General features: G+C 70.9%; 17 protein-coding genes. 9 read left to right on the top strand and 8 right to left on the bottom strand.

The genetic code is table 11. The features are described 5' to 3' along the window. Nucleotides 1-251: 251 nt before the first annotated feature. The gene (locus tag ABZ928_RS17375; RefSeq protein ID WP_361519071.1) at nt 252-488 is read right to left on the bottom strand and encodes a hypothetical protein; all 237 of its coding nucleotides are present in this window, start codon (nt 486-488) and stop codon (nt 252-254) included. Between the two features lie 254 nt (nt 489-742). Further along, complete coding sequence (locus ABZ928_RS17370; RefSeq protein WP_361519069.1) at nt 743-2221, bottom strand: helix-turn-helix domain-containing protein; 1479 nt, start codon at nt 2219-2221, stop codon at nt 743-745. Nucleotides 2222-2377: 156 nt separating this feature from the next. Here ABZ928_RS17370 and ABZ928_RS17365 point away from each other — a divergent pair, with 156 nt between their 5' ends. The 3 genes from ABZ928_RS17365 to ABZ928_RS17355 all read left to right on the top strand — a co-directional run bounded on the left by ABZ928_RS17365 (nt 2378) and on the right by ABZ928_RS17355 (nt 5261). Continuing rightward, nucleotides 2378-2998: an L-threonylcarbamoyladenylate synthase gene (locus ABZ928_RS17365; RefSeq protein ID WP_361519067.1), complete on the top strand. Its 621-nt coding sequence runs from the start codon at nt 2378-2380 to the stop codon at nt 2996-2998. Between the two features lie 142 nt (nt 2999-3140). Then, nucleotides 3141-3896, top strand: a complete 756-nt coding sequence (locus ABZ928_RS17360; RefSeq protein WP_361519065.1) for a dienelactone hydrolase family protein — start codon at nt 3141-3143, stop codon at nt 3894-3896. A gap of 165 nt (nt 3897-4061) precedes the next feature. Next, a complete protein-coding gene (locus ABZ928_RS17355) occupies nt 4062-5261 on the top strand; it encodes a glycoside hydrolase family 64 protein (RefSeq protein WP_361519063.1) in 1200 nt (399 codons plus the stop codon). Here the strand turns inward: ABZ928_RS17355 and ABZ928_RS17350 are convergent. Then, nucleotides 5254-7221 carry a prolyl oligopeptidase family serine peptidase gene (locus ABZ928_RS17350; protein WP_361519061.1) on the bottom strand — a complete coding sequence of 656 codons (1968 nt, stop codon included), beginning with the start codon at nt 7219-7221 and terminating at the stop codon, nt 5254-5256. The two genes, ABZ928_RS17355 and ABZ928_RS17350, sit on opposite strands and share 8 nt — an antisense overlap. A gap of 74 nt (nt 7222-7295) precedes the next feature. On the opposite strand from ABZ928_RS17350, the gene ABZ928_RS17345 reads away from it, so the two are divergent. After that, nucleotides 7296-8075, top strand: coding sequence for an SDR family oxidoreductase (locus ABZ928_RS17345; protein ID WP_361519059.1), 780 nt, complete (start codon nt 7296-7298; stop codon nt 8073-8075). A gap of 30 nt (nt 8076-8105) precedes the next feature. Here the strand turns inward: ABZ928_RS17345 and ABZ928_RS17340 are convergent, their stop codons facing one another. Then, complete coding sequence (locus ABZ928_RS17340; protein ID WP_361519057.1) at nt 8106-8633, bottom strand: FABP family protein; 528 nt, start codon at nt 8631-8633, stop codon at nt 8106-8108. A 240-nt stretch (nt 8634-8873) separates the two neighbouring features. Here ABZ928_RS17340 and ABZ928_RS17335 point away from each other — a divergent pair, with 240 nt between their 5' ends. From ABZ928_RS17335 to ABZ928_RS17325, 3 genes are all read left to right on the top strand, one after another. Further along, nucleotides 8874-9767 (top strand): MHYT domain-containing protein, encoded by an 894-nt coding sequence (locus ABZ928_RS17335; RefSeq protein WP_361519056.1) that lies wholly within the window; start codon nt 8874-8876, stop codon nt 9765-9767. Between the two features lie 83 nt (nt 9768-9850). Beyond that, nucleotides 9851-11350, top strand: a complete 1500-nt coding sequence (locus tag ABZ928_RS17330; protein ID WP_361519054.1) for a metallophosphoesterase — start codon at nt 9851-9853, stop codon at nt 11348-11350. A gap of 137 nt (nt 11351-11487) precedes the next feature. Further along, nucleotides 11488-12516, top strand: coding sequence for an LLM class flavin-dependent oxidoreductase (locus ABZ928_RS17325; RefSeq protein WP_361519052.1), 1029 nt, complete (start codon nt 11488-11490; stop codon nt 12514-12516). A gap of 2 nt (nt 12517-12518) precedes the next feature. Here the strand turns inward: ABZ928_RS17325 and ABZ928_RS17320 are convergent, their stop codons facing one another. From ABZ928_RS17320 to ABZ928_RS17305, 4 genes are all read right to left on the bottom strand, one after another. After that, complete coding sequence (locus ABZ928_RS17320; RefSeq protein WP_361519050.1) at nt 12519-13490, bottom strand: TauD/TfdA family dioxygenase; 972 nt, start codon at nt 13488-13490, stop codon at nt 12519-12521. Between the two features lie 64 nt (nt 13491-13554). After that, nucleotides 13555-14139 carry a hypothetical protein gene (locus tag ABZ928_RS17315; protein WP_361519048.1) on the bottom strand — a complete coding sequence of 195 codons (585 nt, stop codon included), beginning with the start codon at nt 14137-14139 and terminating at the stop codon, nt 13555-13557. 1 nt (nt 14140) lies between these two features. After that, complete coding sequence (locus tag ABZ928_RS17310; RefSeq protein ID WP_361519046.1) at nt 14141-14701, bottom strand: HEAT repeat domain-containing protein; 561 nt, start codon at nt 14699-14701, stop codon at nt 14141-14143. 65 nt (nt 14702-14766) lie between these two features. Continuing rightward, nucleotides 14767-16323: a glycoside hydrolase family 32 protein gene (locus tag ABZ928_RS17305; protein ID WP_361519044.1), complete on the bottom strand. Its 1557-nt coding sequence runs from the start codon at nt 16321-16323 to the stop codon at nt 14767-14769. Nucleotides 16324-16519: 196 nt separating this feature from the next. Here ABZ928_RS17305 and ABZ928_RS17300 point away from each other — a divergent pair, with 196 nt between their 5' ends. Together ABZ928_RS17300 and ABZ928_RS17295 are read left to right on the top strand one after the other, a co-directional pair. Further along, nucleotides 16520-17929, top strand: a complete 1410-nt coding sequence (locus tag ABZ928_RS17300) for an extracellular solute-binding protein (RefSeq protein ID WP_361519042.1) — start codon at nt 16520-16522, stop codon at nt 17927-17929. Continuing rightward, entirely contained in the window at nt 17926-18873 is a 948-nt protein-coding gene (locus tag ABZ928_RS17295) for a sugar ABC transporter permease (protein WP_361519040.1), read from the top strand. Before ABZ928_RS17300 ends, ABZ928_RS17295 begins: the two co-directional genes overlap by 4 nt. The last annotated feature ends 13 nt before the right edge of the window (nt 18874-18886 follow it).

Raw genomic sequence — 18886 nt, 5'->3', positions numbered from 1 at the left:
CACCCGCGTCCTGGCGGCGCACTGGTCGACTCTGACCGGTGCGGCAGGGGAAACGCGGGGAGAAAGCTGGGAACTGACGGGGAGTCCGCTGTCGATCCATCCGCCGGCGGGCGGCGGGGAACACCGACGATCCTTGCGAGGAAAAATGGGAGGACGAGGTAAGCGGCCCGGGAACCGGCCGAGAGATCGCTGTGGGCCCGCACGACAAAGCGCCCGGCCGGTGAGTCCGGCCGGGCGCTGGGGTCTCGGGGTCAGCCGCCGTTCAGTCGCGCGCGCAGGAGTCCCTTGCCGATCTCGGCGCCCTTGCGGCTGTCCGCCTGGGCCTTGCGGAACAGGTCCGCGACCTGGGTCTCCTTGCTCCGCTCGGCGTCCTGGATGTACGTCTCCAGGCGCAGCGCGTTGTTCAGGCACGCTTCCACGTACCAGATGAGGTTGTAGTCCTTGTCCGGCGTACCGGTCACTCCGCCGGTCTCCGTGCTGCTGGTCATGCGGGCCTCCTCCAGCGGTTGTCGTTCCGGAGCAGCCCGGGTACCCGTTCCGCGCAGGCCAATCAGCCGACGCCGCAGGAGCGGCTGAGGGGCCGACCACGCGAACAGGGGCACTGACCGGTCCCCCGTTCCGGTCGTGCCCCTGCGGCTCGTTGAACTTACGTGAATGGCAGCGCGGTTGTGAACCGTGTTGATGCCCGGTGCCCACGTCGGAGGACTCACCTGTGCACAAGTGAGTCCGAATGGCGCGTTTTCTAAGCTTCGAGCCGGGGCAATTCCAGCTCTCCGGTGGCGAGATGGGCCAGAACGACCTCGTACAGGTCACTGCTCGCGGCCAGAAGTTGCCGCTCCAGAACGGGTTCCGCGCTGCGCACATGGTCGCGGACGGTCTGCGCGTGGACGCCGAGGGTCTGTGCGGCCCGCTCGGCGTTCCCGCCCGCGGCGATCCAGGTGCGCACGGTGCGGCGCAGGTCGCGGGTGTCCGTGTCGAGGCGCCCGAGGAGTTCCTGGGCCCAGGTGCGCAGCGCGGGACCGGAGAGCAGTTCCCACAGCTGCACGGGCGCCGTCTGCCGCGCGCCGGGCCCCTGTTCCATGCCGACCTGGGTGTTCAGGGCCAGGTGGACCAGGGCGCGGACGGTGAGATCGGAGAAGTCGGTGCCCAGCAGCCCCTCCACGCGTTCCATGCGGGCGCGGACGGTGTTGCGGCTGACGCCCAGGACCTTGGCGGCGCTGACGGCGGTGAACTCCAGGCCCAGCCGTGTCGTGGCGAGGAGTTCGGCGTGGGTGTGGTGGGCCAGCACATCGAGCGGGCTCAGCAGGCGGGTCGTCCAGTCGTGCAGCCGGGCGGGGTCCATGAGGCGTTCGGGGTGGGTGCGTTCGGCGTAGACGGCCGCGTTGTCGGGGCGGAAGTGGGCGACGGCGAGGGCGCTGACGGCCTGTCCGTACGCGGTGGCCGTGCGGGCGAGGCTCTGCCGGGCGCTGCCGCCCATGAAGGTGCCGGGGCGGCCTTCGATCAGCGACCGCAGCTCCCGGGCCGCGGTCTCCTCGGGGGCGACGACGATCACGTGCTGGTCCACGGCCGGGCAGCGCACGACCAGGGCCTGCTCGCGGGTGGCGTCCAGGCACGCGTCGGCCAGCCGGTCGCGTTCCCCGGCGCTGCCCTCGACGACGTAGACGCAGGCGGAGTCCGTGTCGAGCAGTCCGGGCCACAGGCCGGCCGCGACCCGGCGCGCCGAGACGATGTCCTCGACCATCAGCAGTTGCAGGATCGCCAGCCGCAGATCCGCCGTGGCGCGCTCCAGACGCCGCCCGGCGGCGGCCGTCTCCCGTGCCCTGAGCAGGAGTTCGATCACTTGGGCAGTGTGCGTGACCATGTCGGCGGTCCGCCGGTCGAAGGGCGCCTCGCGGCACACGGCCAGCACGCCCACCTCGGCCGTGTACGGCTGCTCCACCCTGACCAGGCGCTGGTGCCGGCCCTCGCCCTCCCAGGCGGCGGAGGCTATGCGGCCAGCGACGATGTCGGCGACCAGGTCCTCGTCGACCGGAAAGCGGGCGCCGGCGAGAAGGGTGCCGGAGGCGTCCCGCAGTGCCGCCTTCCCGTCCACTCCGTCCGCGAGCCAGGCGACGATCCGGCGGACGTCCCGCCCGTTGGGCCGCAGATGGTCGAGCAGCTCCTCCGCCCACAACGCGTCGGTGCCCTTCGCCCGAGGGGTCCCGTCCTCTCTGCCCGCCACAGCGCCCTTCTCCTCGTCCCTCGTCCCGACCTCGGCACAGTGGTCCGGGACGTTACCCCACCCGTCGCCGGCGGTCTCCCCGCGCGGCCGCGGGACGGGTGCCCGAACGGCCCCGGCCTGCGCTGCCGCCGCCCCGGAACGGCATAAGCTCGGCGGATGGCGAAGTACTTCGACGTGCACCCCGACAACCCCCAGCCGCGCACCATCTCCCAGGTCGCCGACAGCGTCCGGGACGGGGCGCTCATCGCGTATCCGACGGACTCCTGCTACGCGCTCGGCTGCCGGCTGGGCAGCCGTGACGGCATCGACCGCATCCGGACGATCCGCCGCCTGGACGACCGGCACCACTTCACCCTCGTCTGCCAGGACTTCGCGCAGCTCGGCCAGTTCGTACGGGTCGACAACGACGTGTTCCGGGCGATCAAGGCGTCGACGCCGGGCAGCTATACCTTCATCCTCCCGGCGACGAGGGAGGTGCCGCGCATGCTCCAGCACCCGAAGAAGAAGACGGTCGGTGTGCGCATCCCCGACCACGTCGTCACCCACGCCCTCCTCACCGAGCTCGGCGAGCCGCTGCTGTCCAGCACCCTGCTGCTGCCCGACGAGGACGAGCCGATGACCCAGGGCTGGGAGATCAAGGACCGTCTCGACCATGTGCTGGACGCGGTGGTCGACTCCGGCGAGTGCGGCACCGAGCCGACGACGGTCATCGACTTCTCCAACGGCGAGGCGGAGATCATCCGGCACGGAGCGGGCGACACGAGCCGGTTCGAGTAGGCCCGGTTCACGCAGGCCCGGTTCGGGCGGCTCCGAGGGGGCCGTCGCGCCCCGGTTGGATGGTGCGTGAAAGCATATTCGCGGTCCCGGCCCCGCCGGGCCGGCGACCCGCTCGCCGTCTACCGCACAGAGAGGCACCCCCATGACCTCCGTACAGGGCACAGCCGTGGACATCCCCACCGAGGACGGCGTGGCCGACGCCTACCTCGCCCACCCCGGGGACGGCCTGCCCCACCCCGGCGTCCTGCTCTTCCAGGACGCCTTCGGCCTGCGCCCGCACCTGAGGTCGATGGCCGACCGGCTCGCGGAGGCCGGTTACACGGTCCTCGTCCCCAACGTCTTCTACCGCCACGGCCGTACGCCGGTCTTCGACCTGCCCGAGTTCATCGACACCGACTCCCGGCCCGACCTGTGGGGGGCGATCGGCCCGGTCATGCAGTCCCTGACCCCCGAGCTCGCGATGCGCGACGCCGGCGCCTATCTGGGGTGGCTGGCCGAGAGCCCGCTCGTCGCCGAGGGCCCGGTCGCGCTGACCGGTTACTGCATGGGCGCCCGGCTCTCGCTGCTGACCGCGGGCACCTACCCGGACCGGGTCGCGGCCGCGGCCGGCTTCCACGGCGGCCGGCTGGCGACCGACGCCCCGGACAGCCCGCACCTGGTGGCGGAACACATCACGGCCGAGGTGTACTTCGGCCACGCCGACGAGGACCCCTCGCTGCCGCCCGAGCAGATCAAGCTCCTGGAGGACACGCTGACCGCGGCGGGCGTACGGCACCGCTGCGAGGTCTACCCGGGAGCGCACCACGGTTTCACCCAGGCCGACACCGCCGCGTACCACCGCGAGGGCGCCGAGCGGCACTGGGCGGCGCTGCTGGACCTGCTCAAGCGCACGTTCTGAGTCAGGGGCCGGCACCGGAGGGTGCCGGCTCTCCGCTCTCCCCACCCTTACGTCAATTCCGTCGAGTTCATTGACATGCCCGCGTCGCGGCGCAACGCTGAGAGCGCTCTCAAGGCAGGTACGGACCAATCCCTCCCCCCATCCCCCCACATACGGAGGTGGAGAGTGCTCGGACGACTCAGGCATCAACTCCTTGCCACAGTCGCGGCAGCCACGCTGCTCGGCGGCCTGTTCACACTCGGCACATCGCAGCCGGCCAGCGGCGCGGTGCCCGCCACGATCCCCCTGCAACTGACCAACAACTCCGGCCGCGGTGACGCGGTCTACGTCTACAACCTCGGCACCGACCTCGCGACGGGCCAGCAGGGTTGGGCCGACGCGAACGGCACCTTCCATGCGTGGCCCGCGGGCGGCAACCCGCCCACCCCCGCCCCGGACGCCGCCATCGCGGGCCCGGCCGCCGGGCAGTCCACGACGATACGGATCCCCAAGTTCTCCGGCCGCATCTACTTCTCGTACGGCCGTAAGCTCGACTTCCGGCTGACCACCGGCGGCCTGGTGCAGCCGGCCGTGCAGAACCCGAGCGACCCCAACCGGGACATCCTCTTCAACTGGTCGGAGTACACGCTCAACGACTCGGGCCTGTGGCTCAACAGCACCCAGGTCGACATGTTCTCCGCCCCCTACGCGGTGGGCGTCCAGCGCGCCGACGGCAGCACCGCCGGCACCGGCCACCTCAAGTCCGGCGGCTACAACGCGGTCCTCAACTCCCTGCGCGCACAGTCCGGAGGCTGGGCGGGCCTGATCCAGACCCGCTCGGACGGCACGGTACTGCGCGCCCTCTCCCCCGCCTACGGCCTGGAGACCGGAGCACTGCCGGCCTCCGTCCTGGACGACTACATCAACCGCGTCTGGCAGAAGTACGCCACCTCGACCCTCACGGTGACCCCGTTCACCGACCAGCCGAACACCAAGTACTACGGCCGGGTCTCCGGGGGCGTCATGAACTTCACCAACACCTCCGGCGCGGTCGTCACCAGCTTCCAGAAGCCGGACGCCTCCAGCGTCTTCGGCTGCCACAAGCTCCTCGACGCCCCCAACGACGCGGTGCGCGGCCCGATCTCCCGCACCCTCTGCGCGGGCTTCAACCGCTCCACGCTCCTCACCAACCCCAACCAGCCCGACAGTTCATCGGCCGGCTTCTACCAGGACGCGGTGACCAACCACTACGCCCGCGCCATCCACGCCCAGATGGCCGACGGCAAGGCCTACGCGTTCGCCTTCGACGACGTGGGCAACCACGAGTCCCTGGTGCACGACGGAAACCCGCAGCGGGCGTATCTGACGCTCGACCCGTTCAGCTGACCCCCAAGTGGCGCCGCAGGAACCGCACTTGACGCTCCAGCAGCGTCACGGCGACGGGGGTCCCCCACGGCTGATGGCCGGCGCCCGGCATGAGGTACACCTCGTGCGGGCGCCCGGCCGCGTGCAGTGCGGCGGACAGCCGTACGGTGTTGGCGACCGGGACGCGGGCGTCCGCCGAGCCGTGCATCAGCAGGAGGGGGCGGCTCAGGGCCGGCGCGTACCGCAGCGACGAGGAGTCCTCGTAGCGCTGCGGGAACTCGTCGGGGTGACCGAGGAAGCGTTCACGCCAATGGGCGTTGAAGAGCCGCTGATCGGCCACCCCCGCTCCGGCCACCGCGGCATGGAAGACATCCGGTCGGCGCAGCACGGCCATCGCGGCGAGCCCGGCCCCGTAGGACCAGCCCCGGATGCCGACCCGGCCCAGGTCGAGTTCGGGGTGGCGGCGGGCGGCCTCGCGCAGGGCGGTCACCTGATCGTCGAGGGCGACTCCGAACAGGTCGCCGTGGACCTCGCGTTCCCAGTCGGGGCCGCGTCCGGGAGTGCCGCGCCCGTCGGCGACCAGGACCGCGAACCCGTGCTCGGCGAACCACTGCGACACCAGCGACTTCCAGTCCCGCTCGGCGGTGACCCGCTGATGCCCGGCGCCGCCGTACGGGTCGAGCAGCACGGGCAGTCGACCCTGAGGACGGTGATGCCATGACGGGAGATACAGCCGGGCGCGCAGTTCGCGCGGGCCGAGCACGAGCGGGATCGCGTGCACGTCCAGTACCGGCGTTTCGGCGTACGACGTGACGGACACGGCCGGTTCACCGTCCCGCAGCACCTCGGCGCGGTCCGCGACGCACACGAGCGTGCCGCCTCGCCGCGCACCGGAGTACACCGCGGCACCGGAGGTCAGCCTTCGCGGCTTCTCCCGGACGCGGTAACTCCACAGGTGCGTCTCGGTCGGCTCCTCGGACGCGGTGAACAGCACCTCCTCGCCCTCCACGCCCAGCACGGCCCGCAGTTGGAGCCCAGCGGGCGTGATGGGGACGCCGTCCGTGGTGAGGTGCCGGGTGCCGTGCAGATCGGCGTGGGAGAGCAGGGCACCCGTGTCGGTGCGCGCGGGCAGGCCCGGGACGAGGTGCACCCAGTGGTCGTCGCGCCGCTCGTCCACGAGGCTCGTCGTGCCGCCGGCCGGATCGACGGCGAGGAAGCGGACGGTGCGCTGATCGCGGGACTGCACGAGGGCGAAGGGACCGTGGCTGTCCCAGCCCGCCCCGACCACGTACTCGAAGGCGCCGCGGTCCCACTCGACCCGGGTCGACGCCCCGTCGAGATCGGCGATCCACAGCGTCACGTCGGGATTCGCGGCGCCGGCGGCCGCGAGCCGCAGCCCGGGCGGCCGGTCGTCGGGCCAGTGCGGTACGGCCGAGGAGTCCGTACGGGCGATCAGCAGCCGCTCGCCGTCCGGCGACCACCAGTGGCCGCGCGCTCCCTCGGGCGAGGTGGCGCCGGTGTGCTCGGCGGCACCGAACTCGACATCGGGGCCCGGAGGTTCGGCTATCGCCCGGTCAGCTGTTCCCTCCGCGTCGATGACCCGCAGCGCGCCCCGGGAGACGTAGGCGATACGGCGGCCGGTCGGATCGGGGCGCGGATCGGTGACCGGGCCGACGGCGGGCAGGCGCCGGGGCTCGCCCCGGCGGACAGCGACCGTCCAGAGGGCGCCCGCGAGGGGGAAGGCGGCCAAGCCCGCGGTGCGGTCGGTGGCGTACGTCTCGATGCCCGTTGTTCCGCCGCTGGCGAGCAGCCGTTCGGACCGTGTGTCGAGGTCCAGCACCCAGAGGCAGGCGGCCGGGTCGTCGCCCGCCCGGCTCCGCAGGAACAGGAGCGTCGAGCCGTCGGGGGTGAGCGTGAACCGCCGGGGCACGCCATGGCTGAAGCGGTCGGTGCGGACGAGCTGTTCGGGGAGAGAGGACACGTACGGTCGCTTTCCACTCCGCCCACGATGGCAAACGTTTGTTCGAATAGATCGCTGCGTCTAGGGTTCGAGGCATGAGCACCCAGACCTATCTCTCCGACATGTTCTCTCTCGACGGCCGGGTCGCCGTGGTGACCGGTGGCAGTTCCGGTATCGGCCGGGCGATCGCCGGGGCGCTGGCCCGGGCCGGGGCGGGTGTCGTGGTCGTCGCGCGGAAGGAGGCCGAACTGGTGGCCACCGTCGAGGAGTTGACGGCGGAGGGCTGCCGGGCGGCCTGGATGAGCGGTGATCTGAGCAGCCGTGACGGGGTGCGTACGGCGGCGGAGCGGGCGGCCGGGGTGTTCGGTGAGCCCGACATCCTCGTCAACAGCGCCGGGATCAATCTGCGGCCGCCGATGGGCGAGCTGGGCGAGGAGGTCTGGGACACCACGATGGCCGTGAACCTGGAGGCGCCCTTCCTGCTGGGGCAGCGGTTCGGGCCGGGCATGGCCGAGCGGGGGTTCGGGCGGATCATCCACGTCACCTCGCAGCAGGCGCACCGGGCGTTCGTGCAGAGCGGCGCCTACGGGGTGTCCAAGGGCGGGCTCGAGTCCCTCGCGCGCTCACAGGCCGAGGCGTGGTCGCCGTACGGCGTCACCTGCAACACCCTGGTGCCGGGTTTCGTGATGACGCCGTTGAACGAGCGGCTGGCGTCCGACCCCGAGAAGGTCGCGGCGCTCGCGGCGCGCACGATGGTCGGGCGCAACGGTCTGGCCGAGGACTTCGCGGGTGCGGCCGTGTTCCTGGCGAGCGGCGCCTCGGCTTATGTCACCGGGCAGTCGATCTTCGTCGACGGCGGTCTCTCGGTGCACTGACCTGACCATGGGACGCCGCCTCGCCGGATCTCAGCGTTCGCGGCGCAGGGTCGCCGAGAGGTGGTGCTGGAGCGGCTGGCCGACGGCTGCCAGGTCGTGGACGAAGGTGAGGGTGTCGGCGTCGGTCAGGGTGTAGCGGCGGCGGGTGGCGGTGACGTCCTTGGCGGTGGGGGTCAGGGCCACGTCGTGGGTGGCGAGGTCGACGGTGCCGTCCGCCGCGTGTCCGACCGCGATCTCGGCGATCCCGGTCGGCTGGGTGATCAGCGCCTCCACCCGGCCGTCCGGTTGCAGACGCCACCAGCCGCTCTCCCGGGCCGCCGGGCGCAACGGGGCCCCGTCGCCGTCGAGCAGCCAGGCCCGGGCCTCGTACCGCAGGAAGGGCCGCCCGTCGTGGCTGAAGGTCACGTGCTGGGCGTAGGTGAAGTCGTCGGCGAGTGTCGGGTACTCGCCCTCTCCCCGGCCGTGCCACGTCCCCAGGAGACCGAGCACGGGCGCGAGCAGTGCGTGCGGTGCGGGCTGCTCGTCGGGCCCGTGGGTGTCGGGGTACGGGGGTTCCATGGGTGCTCCTCGGGTCGTGCGGGTGCCGGGAGAAGCCTAGGGGCCGGTGTCGTGCGGCTGGGGTGGCGACACCGGGGTGACCGGAGTCGTTCATGGCCGAAACCGATCGCCCGGTGACCGAAGTGAAGTGCTGGTAATTCAGAGTTCACTGGTTACTGGCGGTAAATGCTTGCTTTATGCGACTCATACCCCGTAGACAATTCCTTCACAGCAGCCGTGACTCTGGGGGGAGTTGGCTAGATGGAAGGCACGGTTGACGGGTTCCGTTATGGCCCGGTGACACCGGTGGCGGCCTATCTCATGGCCTGCCTGGGAGGGGCGCTGGGACTGCGCTGCATCGTCCGGTCCCTGCTCAACGATCAGTCGTGGAAGCCCGGTTGGCTGGCGCTCGGCGCCGCGTCGATCGGCTGCGGCATCTGGACGATGCACTTCATCGCGATGATCGGCTTTCAGGTCGAGGAGACCCGGGTCCGTTATGACGCGGGCCTCACCCTGCTCAGCCTCGGTGTGGCGGTCGCCGTGGTCGGCGTCGGCGTCTTCATCGTCGGCTACCGCGGTTCCGGCACCGGCAATCTGGCGCTGGCGGGCACCGTCACCGGACTCGGTGTCGCCGCCATGCACTACCTGGGCATGTACGCCATGCGCCTCAACGGCGCGATCGACTATGACGTGTTGACCGTCGGACTGTCCATCGTGATCGCGATCGTCGCGGCCACCGCGGCCCTGTGGGCGGCCGTCACCATCCGCGGGTTCCTGACGAGCCTCGGGGCCAGTCTCGTGATGGGTGTGGCCGTGTCCGGCATGCACTACACGGCGATGGCCGCCGTCAGTGTCCATGTGCACGGCACGACCGGCGGCACCTGGGACGGCGACTCGGCCACCTCGCTGCTGCTGCCGATGCTGATCGGGCCGGTCATCTTCCTCGTCCTGGCCGGTGTGGTCGTGATGTTCGACCCGCTGCTGGTCCTGGGCGACGGCGACTGGGACCGCCCCACCGCGCACCGGCGCCCCAAGGCACTCCCCGCCGAGGAGCCGCCCGCCCCGCGGCACAGCTCGGTCTTCGACTCCCCGGCGGCGCCTCCGCGCGCCCGGCCGCATCCGTACGAGGCGTCCCAGCGCACCGGCGAGTGGTAGGACAACGGCGGCCCGCCTGACCGGGGTTCGTTCACCTTCCCCCTGCTCGAACGCGCCTGCTAGATCATTGTTACGGTGCACCGGTGTCTGACTCTTCACGCGATACCGCCGAGGGCGCCGGCTGGGGTGCCGCTCAACGCGGCGAGTACGAACGGCTGATGCCGGCCGAGGTCGAGAAGATCTCGTGGCTGAACCCGAAGACCCTGTGGGCGGCCCGCAACGGCGTCCTCGCCTCCTGGTTCGGGGATCCCACCGGCCGTACCCGCAGCCGTTGGGTGGCCCAGCGCGCGGCGGCGGACGCGGACGCGCCGACCGGCAAGGTGATCCGGCGCGACGACCCGGACCGGTTCTCCTTCATGGTGATCGGCGACACCGGCGAGGGCGACGCGCCCCAATACGCCGTCGTACCGGGCTTTCTGAAGGTCAGTCAGGACACCCGCTTCTCGGTGATCGCCAGCGATGTGATCTATCCCGTCGGCAGCGCGGACGACTACGGCACGAAGTTCTTCCGCCCGTACCAGGACTACCGGGCGCCGATCTACGCGATACCGGGCAACCACGACTGGTACGAGGACCTCGGTGCCTTCATGCGGGTCTTCTGCGCGGACACCCCGCCGCTGCCGCCCGAGCCCCGGCCGCGCCCCCTCACCCGCGCCTGGCTGCGCCACCTCCTGTGGCACCGCCCGAACCCGCGCGACGGACAGCACCTCGACACGGCACGGCAGTTGCGGTCCGACCCGGTCCAACAGGCCGCCCAGCCGGGCCCGTACTGGGCGATCGACGCCGGACCGGTGCGGATCATAGGCATCGACACCGGATTGCTGGGCACGATCGACGCCGAGCAGGGCGCGTGGCTGCGCGAGGTGTCGCAGGGGCCGCGCCCGAAGATCCTCGTCACCGGCTCGCCCCTGTACGTCGACGGGGAGCACCACCCCTGCCGTATCGACGGCGGCGGCACGGTCGACGACATCGTGCGCGACCCGGAGCACCACTACGTCGCGGCGATAGGCGGCGACATCCACAACTACCAGCGCTACCCGGTGGACGTGGAAGGCCGCACGATCCAGTACGTGGTCGCGGGCGGCGGCGGTGCCTTCATGCACGCCACGCACACCATCCCGCAGGTGTCCGTCGCGAACGTCACGGAGCGGGACTTCCGCTGCTATCCCCTGCGCGGCGACTCCCTGGCCTTCTACAGCAGGCTCTACGGCCGCCGGCTGCGGCTGCGCCGCTTCTTCACCCTGACCGAGGCCGAGGCGGCGGCGGTCATCGCCGAGCGCCTCGGCATCCCGCTGACCCGTACGCCGGGCGAGCAGGCCCGGGTCACCTTCCGCACCCGGCTGGTCGCGAGCCTGCTGGGCGCAGGGACCCGTACCTCCCGGTTCCGGCTGCCGGTGCGCAAGATCTACACGCAACTGTTCTCGCCGAGCTCGGCGACCTACAGCCCGCCGTTCTTCAAGTGCTTCCTGCGCCTCGACGTCACCCCGGACGCCGTCCGGCTGCGCTGCTACGCGGCCACGGGCAACCTCGCCCAGGAGCTCGACCCGCCGGTCGAGGACGAGGTGACCATCCCGCTGACCTGACCTGACCTGACCTGACCTGACCTGACCTGACCTCACGTGACCTGACCTGATCTTGACCGGGGTGGGGAACACATCACGGGCCGACCCGGTTGGCACTGCCGTACTACTTGATAGGTCAAACACTTCTGGAGGAGCCCGTGCCGCCCACCCCACGCCCCCTGCGCAAGCTGGGCTTCCTGACCATCGGCCTCTTCGACGAGGCCGACCCGCGGCGCGGCCACGAGTCGACGCTGGAGATCATCGAGCTCGGTGAGCGGCTCGGCTTCGACAGCGCCTGGCTGCGCCACCGGCATCTCCAGTACGGCATCTCCTCCCCGGTCGCGGTCATGGCGGCGGCCTCGCAGCGCACGAGCCGTATCGAGCTCGGCACCGCGGTGATCCCGCTCGGCTGGGAGAACCCGCTGCGGCTGGCCGAGGACCTGGCGACCGTCGACATCCTGTCCGGCGGCCGGATCAACCCGGGCGTGAGCGTGGGCCCGCCGATGCACTACGACCAGGTCAAGGAGGCCCTCTACCCGGGCACCGCCGAGGTGGAGGACTTCTCGTACGAGCGGGTGCGGCGGCTCCTCGACCTCGTGCGCGGCAAGCCGGCCACCGACTTCAGCGGGGTCGAGGGCTTCGAGGTGTTCTCCGACCGGGTGCAGCCGCACTCCCCCGGTCTGGGGCGTCGGCTCTGGTACGGCGGCGGCAGCCTGAGCTCGGCGCGCTGGGCGGGCGAGCACGGTATGAACTTCCTGACCAGCAGTGTCGTCAAGGCGGAGCATCCGGAGGAGACGACGGACTTCGCCAAGATCCAGCTCTCCCACATCCGCGCCTTCCGCGCCGCGCACCCGGACGGCGAAACGGCCCGTGTCTCCCAGGGCCTGGTCGTCATCCCCACCGACTCCGCCACGCCCGAACAGCGCGCCCGGTACGAGGAGTTCGCCGCCAAGCGCGCTCCCCGCACCACCTCGCCCCAGGGCCCGGCGCGCCTGTTGTTCGCCCCGGACATCGTCGGCACCTCGGACCGGATCGCCGAACAGCTCCACGCGCAAGCCGCGTTCCGCGAGGTCGACGAGGTGGCGTTCGCCCTGCCGTTCACCTTCGAGCACGACGACTACGTCCAGATCCTCACGGACATGGCGACGAAGCTCGGCCCCGCACTCGGCTGGCGGCCTACCGCCTGAGGTCACCAGCGGCCGGGGGCGGTACCGGTGATCGGCTCCGACGGTTTGCCGTCCACGCCGACCGGGACGTCCCCGGTGAGCATCACCCGGTGCATGGTCCGCGGGAAGCCGAGGTGGGCGTTGTCGCTGGGGGCCAGGTGGATGGTGGCGCGGTTGTCCCAGAAGGCCACGCTGCCCGGTTCCCAGCGGAAGCGGACCGTGTATTCGGGGCGGACCGCCTGTTCCAGGAGAAGGTCCAGGATCGCCGTGCTCTCGGGGCGGGAGAGGTCGGCGACGCGCTCGACGTAGTAGCCGTTGACGTAGAGGATCCGCTCCCCCGTCTCCGGGTGGACGCGGACCAGCGGGTGCAGCGAGGCGACCTGGTGGTCCAGCAGGTGGCGGACGTACGAGTCGTCGCCCGGGCGGGACTGATAGCCGACGCCCAGCCGGTGCTCGGCCCGCAGTCCGTCCACGAACTCCCGTACGGGGGCGGAGAGTCCGGCGTACGCGGCGGCCAGGTTGGACCAGGTGGTGTCGCCGCCGTACGGCGGTACGGTCTCGGCGCGCAGGATCGTCGCGGCCGGCGGGTCGATCCGGGCGCCGTGGTCGCAGTGCCAGCCGCGCAGCAGGGTGTGCCGGCGCCGCTGGAGCCACTCGTCGTGCTCCATGCCGAACTTCCCGCCCAGCTCCAGCCGGTCGGCGGTCGTCTCGACCTCGGGGTGGTCCGGCGGTGAGGCGCTGCCGCGCTTGCGCAGCACGACCGGTTCCCCGAACCGGCGCGCGAACGCGACATGCCCGGTGTGGTCGAGGCGCTGGTCCCGGAAGAAGACCACCTTCCAGCGCAGCACCGCCGCCCTGATCGCGGCGACCACGGCGTCGTCGAGGTCCCCGGCCAGATCGACGCCCGTGATCTCCGCCCCGATGTGCCCGGCGACCGGCTTCACCTCGATCCGCGGGAGGTGCTCCGCCTGCGCCGTGCCCGTGTTCGTCGTCATCCGTGCTCCGTTGCTCGTCCGCGGCCGCTGAAGGAAGATCGCTGAAGGAAGATCGTGTCAGCGATCACGGCTCCTGGCGACAGGGCCCGGACAGGACCGCCGCCACCAGTTCGGCCACGGAACGACCGCTCGTGTCGAGGCGGCACAGGCCGTGCGCGTCCACGGACTCCACCATCAGCTGCTGGTAACGCACGCTGCGGGCAAGGAACTTCTCCACGAGTCGCGACCGCTCCTCGCCCCGCGCGGAGTGCCGTATGCGCGCGGCCAGCACCGTGTCGTCCGCCGTGAACCAGACCGTCTTCGTGTGCGGGACGGTCAGTCCGGCCACCCGGTCGGGCCAGAGGGCGGAGCCCTCCAGCACCAGCCCCGGCCCCTCGCCCTTCGCGTGCTCGGTGATCAGCTCCTCGATACGCGGCCACAGGCGGTCGTAGTGGTCGAGGACCGAGGTGATCAGCTCGTCGACGGCGAGGGTTCCGTAGTGCTCGGCGACATGCGGCGGCACCTCGCGCTCCGGTGTCCGCCAGGGCCGGCCGGGGTGCCGGGCCAGCAGGTCCGTGGGGCGGTACGCGAAGCCGAGCCGGTCCGCGACCGCCCGGGCCACGGTGGACTTGCCGGTGTGGGAGGTTCCGCCGATCAGTACTACGCGCATGTCACCGACGATAGACACCCTTGGGTGCGGTACGGCGGTGTATGGGGCCGCCGGGCGCGTACCAGCCGGCCTTCTTGCGCACGGCCGGGGAGGGGTCCTCGTCGCGGGCGCGGACCAACGCGCCGACGGCGTCCGCGTCCTCGTGCACCCACAGCCCCAGCAGTTCCGCCGCCCTCATCCTGACCTGCGGGTCCTCGTCCTCGTGGAGCAGCCGGACCGCACGCGGCAGCAGCCGGCCCCGGTCGGGACGGCAGCTGTCCGCGTCCGGCTTGCAGCGCAGGCAGGACAGGGCGTGCAGGGCGGCCACCCGCACCCTGGCATCGGGGTCGTCGAGCCGTGCGGCCAGCTCGTCCGAGGCCTCCGGCACCAGGAGTTCGTCCAGCAGGAGGCAGCACTGCTCGCGCACCCGGGGCTCCGCATGGACCAGCCCTCGCCGAATGGCGGGGAGGGCCGCCGGGCCACGCCGCAGCAGCGCGCGGAAGGCGTCCGGGCGGCGCGGCTCGCTGCCCAGCGCGTCGATGAGAACACTGTCTTCGACGAGAACGCTGTCTTCGACCGTCACGAGCCGAGTGTGCGCGTCCGCGCGCGGCGGCCCAACTCCTTTTCGGAGCGGGTGGGTTCAGCACCTCACACGGTGAACTCCCGTATCACCACGTCCCGGAAGACCGCCGTCCCGTCGATCGTGAAGAGGGCGAGTCCGGTGTCGATCAGATAGGGGAAGACCTCCGACGTGTGCACGTACCGGCCGTCGTCCACGAACATCTCGACGGACGTACGGTCGACCAGGATCCGCAGCTGCACGGCGCGGGCGGCCCGGTCGAAGGGGCTGTGGCTCTCCTGCCAGCGGCCTGAGGCGTCGGGGTTGACGGTGTTGCGGCGGTTGAGGAACGCGTAGTCGCCGTAGACGCCGGCGTCGATGTGACGGCCTCCGTCGGGTGAGCGGCGCAACTGGAGGCCCGCGCCGGTGAGTTGGTCCCAGGTGATCTCGCAGGTGAGTTCGTACGCCGTCCCCGTGTAGTCCAGGAGGCGGGTGCCGCTCACCTCCAGGTCGCCGAGGCTCACCGTCCGCGAGACGTAGGAGTCCAGCGCGGCGACCGGGCGGGAGGCGAGGTGGTAGCCGCCGGAGGACGCGCGCTTCAGGGTGACCTCGCGGACGATCGAGTCGGTGCCGTTGAAGCCGTCGGTGTCGATCGTGGGCGCGGTGTTGGCGTAGTCCCAGTTGTTGAGCCAGCCGATCGCGTACCGGGTGCTCGCGTCGAGCGTGCCGTCGGCGGCCCGCTTCTCGAAGGTGACGGCGCCGTACCAGTCCCAGCCGTGGTCGAGCCACTGCGGGGCGCCCGCGTCGGCCGTGAATGTCGTCCCGTCGAAGGAGCCGGTCCAGTAGGCGTAGGTGTTGGGCAGCCCCGCCCCCTTGGCGTTGGCGCTCACGCCCAGCACCCACTTCGCCGTGCCGTCGTCCGCCGTGATCCGGAACAGGTCGGGGCACTCCAGGACGCCGATGCCGTCCTTGATGAATCCACCGACGTAGGTCCAGGACTTCAGGTTCGCCGAGTGATAGAAGCCGACCTTGTTGTTCTCCGCCAGCGCCATCACCCAGCGGCCGCGTTCCTCGTCGCGGATCACCTTGGGGTCACGGAAGTCGCGCACGCCGGGGCTGGGCAGCACCGGGGCGGTGCCGTACGGGCTGAAGGTCCGTCCACCGTCAGTCGAGTAGTACAGGAACTGCGCCTGCCGGTCGGTGCCGCCACCCGGTGACATCGTGACCAGGACGATCACCGCGCCCGCGCCGAAGCCCGCGGTGTTGCCGGTGTCGACCACCGCCGAACCCGACCAGACGTCGCCGTTGACGGTGGTGTCCTTGGGCACCGCGATCCCCCGGTCGGTGAAGGAGACCAGGTCCCGGCTGGTGGCCAGCCGCCAGGCGGTTCCCGCCTCGGTGCCGCCCGTCAAATAGTCCGGGTTGTACAGGTAGTAGTAGTGGTACTCGCCGTCGATCCAGACCGGTCGCTGCGGATCGTTCTTCCACTGGTCGGGGACCGTGAAGTGGTACGCGGCCCGGTAACTCGCGCACGCGGCGGCCGACTTGGGCTTCGCCTCGGCCGGTCCCGCGGCCACCGGCAGCAGTACGGCGGCCGCGCCGGCCGTCGAACCCGCGAACAGTGCTCTTCTGGACAACCCACGCATCACACATCGTTCCTCTCGCCGAACACGTCGGAGACGTCAGAGACATCAGAGACGTCAGAAAGGGCGGCTCATCGGTCCAGGACTCTGCGACCTAACTCGTTAAAGGTCAAGGGGTGCACGACTCTTGACAGCGCCGTGGCGGGCTTCCCATCATCTGGGGCATCAACCCTGAACTAACACGAGTTAGGCCCGATGGATGACCGACTCGCACCTCTCCCGCCGCACACTGCTGCGGTACGGCGCCTACGGCGCGGGCGCCGCCGCCCTCGCCGGTACGGCCGCCAGCTGGGACCGGCTCACCGGAGCCGACATCCCCGGCCGTGACGACGGCTCGCTCGTCGTGGCGACCCTCGGCCCCGCCTACGGACCGGAGGCCGTCCGCACCCTCACCGAGGGCTTCAAGAAGGTCCACCCGGACATCAAGCTCCGGATCAACGCCGTGCAGGCCGTCGACTGGTCGGACTTCTTCGCGAAGATCCTCACGCAGATCGCGGCGGGCACGGCCCCCGATCTCGTGTATGTCGCCACCGAGGGCGTCCAGTTGTTCGCGCAGCGCCTCGGGGTCCCGCTGGACGACTGGGTCAAGCGGGACGCCGGGGAGCTGCGCGAGTACTTCGCCGACGTCCACCCCTCGCTGGTGGAGTCGATGATGTACGAGGGGAGCCTCTACCAGCTGCCGGTCGAGTTCAACGCGGCCGACATGTACCTCAACCACCAGGTGCTGAAGCGCGCGGGCGCGGACTTCCCGGCCGCCGACTGGACCCGCGACGACTTCACCACGCTGCTGCGGGACATGAAGAAGTCCAGCGGCGCCCAGTTCACCCCGTACTTCTGGACCAACCGGCTGTGGGGCGGCGTGGTCCCGTGGCTGTTCGCCAACGGCACCAATCTGCTCAGCGAGTCCAAGGCGCCCGGCGGCACGTGGCTGTGGGACTCCTTCTACCCCGCCGCCGACCGGCAGGGACGCGGCGGCGGGTTCCGGTGGACGACCCCGCAGGCCACCCATGAGCGGGTGGAGGAGGCGTACGACTATCTCGCCTCCCTCATCCAGGAGGACCTGTGCACCCGGCCCGAGGGCGGCAACGGCCAGAACCTCATCGGCGTGTTCTCCACCGGCCGGGTCGGCGTCACCCCGGCGGGCGGCTTCTGGGCGGGCGGTCTGCATCTGGCCGGCATGGAGGCCGACAGCTTCGACGTGCAGTACTTCCCGCGCTGGCGCACCCAGCGCATGCAGTTCGGCGCCGCCGGCTACGCGCTGCTGCGCACCTCGAAGCGGCAGGACGAGGCCTGGGAGTTCATCAAGTACGCCGCCCGCCGGGACACCCTGATGCGGCTGTTCGAGACCAACCAGACCACCCCGGCCCGCCGTTCGATGCTCACCGCCGACCGTTACGCGGAGATCGGCCCGAAGCACTGGCAGGTCTTCTACGACACCCTCGACAAGTTCCCCGACACCGGCCCGATCCCCGCCCCGCCCCAGGTGGCCGAGGTCGAGCAGGTGCTCCTCAAGCACACCGGCACCGCGCTGGCCTCCCGGCGTTCGGTGGCCCCCGCGCTGCGCCGGATGCAGGGCGACCTGGAGAAGGCCATGGAGCGTGACGTATGACGAACACTCAGATAGCTACACCCGTAAGGACGTTCACGGCCCCGGCGAGCGTCCCCCGCCGGTCCGCCCGCGACCGCGGCACCCGGCTCCTCGCCACCCTCTTCCTCGCGCCCACGATCGTCGGCATCGTCGTCTTCACCGTCGTGCCGATCATCGGCTCGGTGGTGCTGAGCCTCTTCCACTGGAACGTCATCGACGACCCGAGCTTCGCCGGGACCGCCAACTACCGTGAGGTGTTCGGCGATTCGACCGTACTGGTCTCCTTCCGCAACACGCTCGTGTTCATGGTGTTCGCGGTCGCGCTGCAACTGCTGATCGCCCTGGTCCTGGCGCTCGCCGTGAACGGGCGGATGCCGATGTGGCTGCGCTCGGTGTTCCGTTCGGCGTTCTTCTTCCCGCTGGTGCTGTCCGCCGCGTCGATCTCGGTGGTGATGAAGTACCTGTTCAACCAGGACTTCGGGGTCGTGAACTGGCTCCTCGGCACGGTCGGGATCGCTCCGGTGCCCTGGCTGACGTCCGAGAACGCGGCGATGGCGACGGTCGTCCTGGTCTACGTCTGGCAGCAGTTCGGCTTCTCGTTCCTCCTCTTCGTCGGCGGCCTCAACAACATCCCCAAGGAGATCCACGAGGCCTCCTCCCTCGACGGGGCGACCGGTCTGCGCAAGCACCTCAGCATCACCCTGCCGCTCCTCTCCCCCACCCTGCTGGTCGCGTCGGTGGTCGGGATCATCAACGCGCTCCAGGTCTTCGAGCAGCCGTACGTCCTCACCAACGGCGGGCCCGGTGACTCCACCCGGACCGTGGTGATGGTCATCTACGAGAGCGCCTTCGAACAGCTCCGCTTCGGTGAGGCCTCCGCGGTGGGTGTGCTGCTGTTCGTGCTGATCATGGCGGTCACCGCCCTCCAGTTCCGGCTCAGCCGGCGTTTCGTCCACTACCAGTGAGCCGGGTGAGTCC

The sequence above is a fragment of the Streptomyces sp. NPDC046909 genome, from assembly GCF_040644695.1.
Classification (GTDB): Bacteria; Actinomycetota; Actinomycetes; order Streptomycetales; family Streptomycetaceae; genus Streptomyces.
The sequence above is the reverse complement of the archived record's forward strand: the minus strand, read 5'-3'. Positions and strand labels throughout refer to the sequence as shown.

What these genes read in the sequence shown, in the direction of transcription:
- ABZ928_RS17375 (WP_361519071.1), bottom strand. Translation starts at nt 488, where the DNA reads ATGACCAGCAGCACGGAGACCGGCGGAGTGACCGGTACGCCGGACAAG.
- ABZ928_RS17365 (WP_361519067.1), top strand. Translation starts at nt 2,378, where the DNA reads ATGGCGAAGTACTTCGACGTGCACCCCGACAACCCCCAGCCGCGCACC.
- ABZ928_RS17360 (WP_361519065.1), top strand. Translation starts at nt 3,141, where the DNA reads ATGACCTCCGTACAGGGCACAGCCGTGGACATCCCCACCGAGGACGGC.
- ABZ928_RS17345 (WP_361519059.1), top strand. Translation starts at nt 7,296, where the DNA reads ATGAGCACCCAGACCTATCTCTCCGACATGTTCTCTCTCGACGGCCGG.
- ABZ928_RS17340 (WP_361519057.1), bottom strand. Translation starts at nt 8,633, where the DNA reads ATGGAACCCCCGTACCCCGACACCCACGGGCCCGACGAGCAGCCCGCA.
- ABZ928_RS17335 (WP_361519056.1), top strand. Translation starts at nt 8,874, where the DNA reads ATGGAAGGCACGGTTGACGGGTTCCGTTATGGCCCGGTGACACCGGTG.
- ABZ928_RS17320 (WP_361519050.1), bottom strand. Translation starts at nt 13,490, where the DNA reads ATGACGACGAACACGGGCACGGCGCAGGCGGAGCACCTCCCGCGGATC.
- ABZ928_RS17315 (WP_361519048.1), bottom strand. Translation starts at nt 14,139, where the DNA reads ATGCGCGTAGTACTGATCGGCGGAACCTCCCACACCGGCAAGTCCACC.
- ABZ928_RS17305 (WP_361519044.1), bottom strand. Translation starts at nt 16,323, where the DNA reads ATGCGTGGGTTGTCCAGAAGAGCACTGTTCGCGGGTTCGACGGCCGGC.
- ABZ928_RS17300 (WP_361519042.1), top strand. Translation starts at nt 16,520, where the DNA reads ATGACCGACTCGCACCTCTCCCGCCGCACACTGCTGCGGTACGGCGCC.
- ABZ928_RS17295 (WP_361519040.1), top strand. Translation starts at nt 17,926, where the DNA reads ATGACGAACACTCAGATAGCTACACCCGTAAGGACGTTCACGGCCCCG.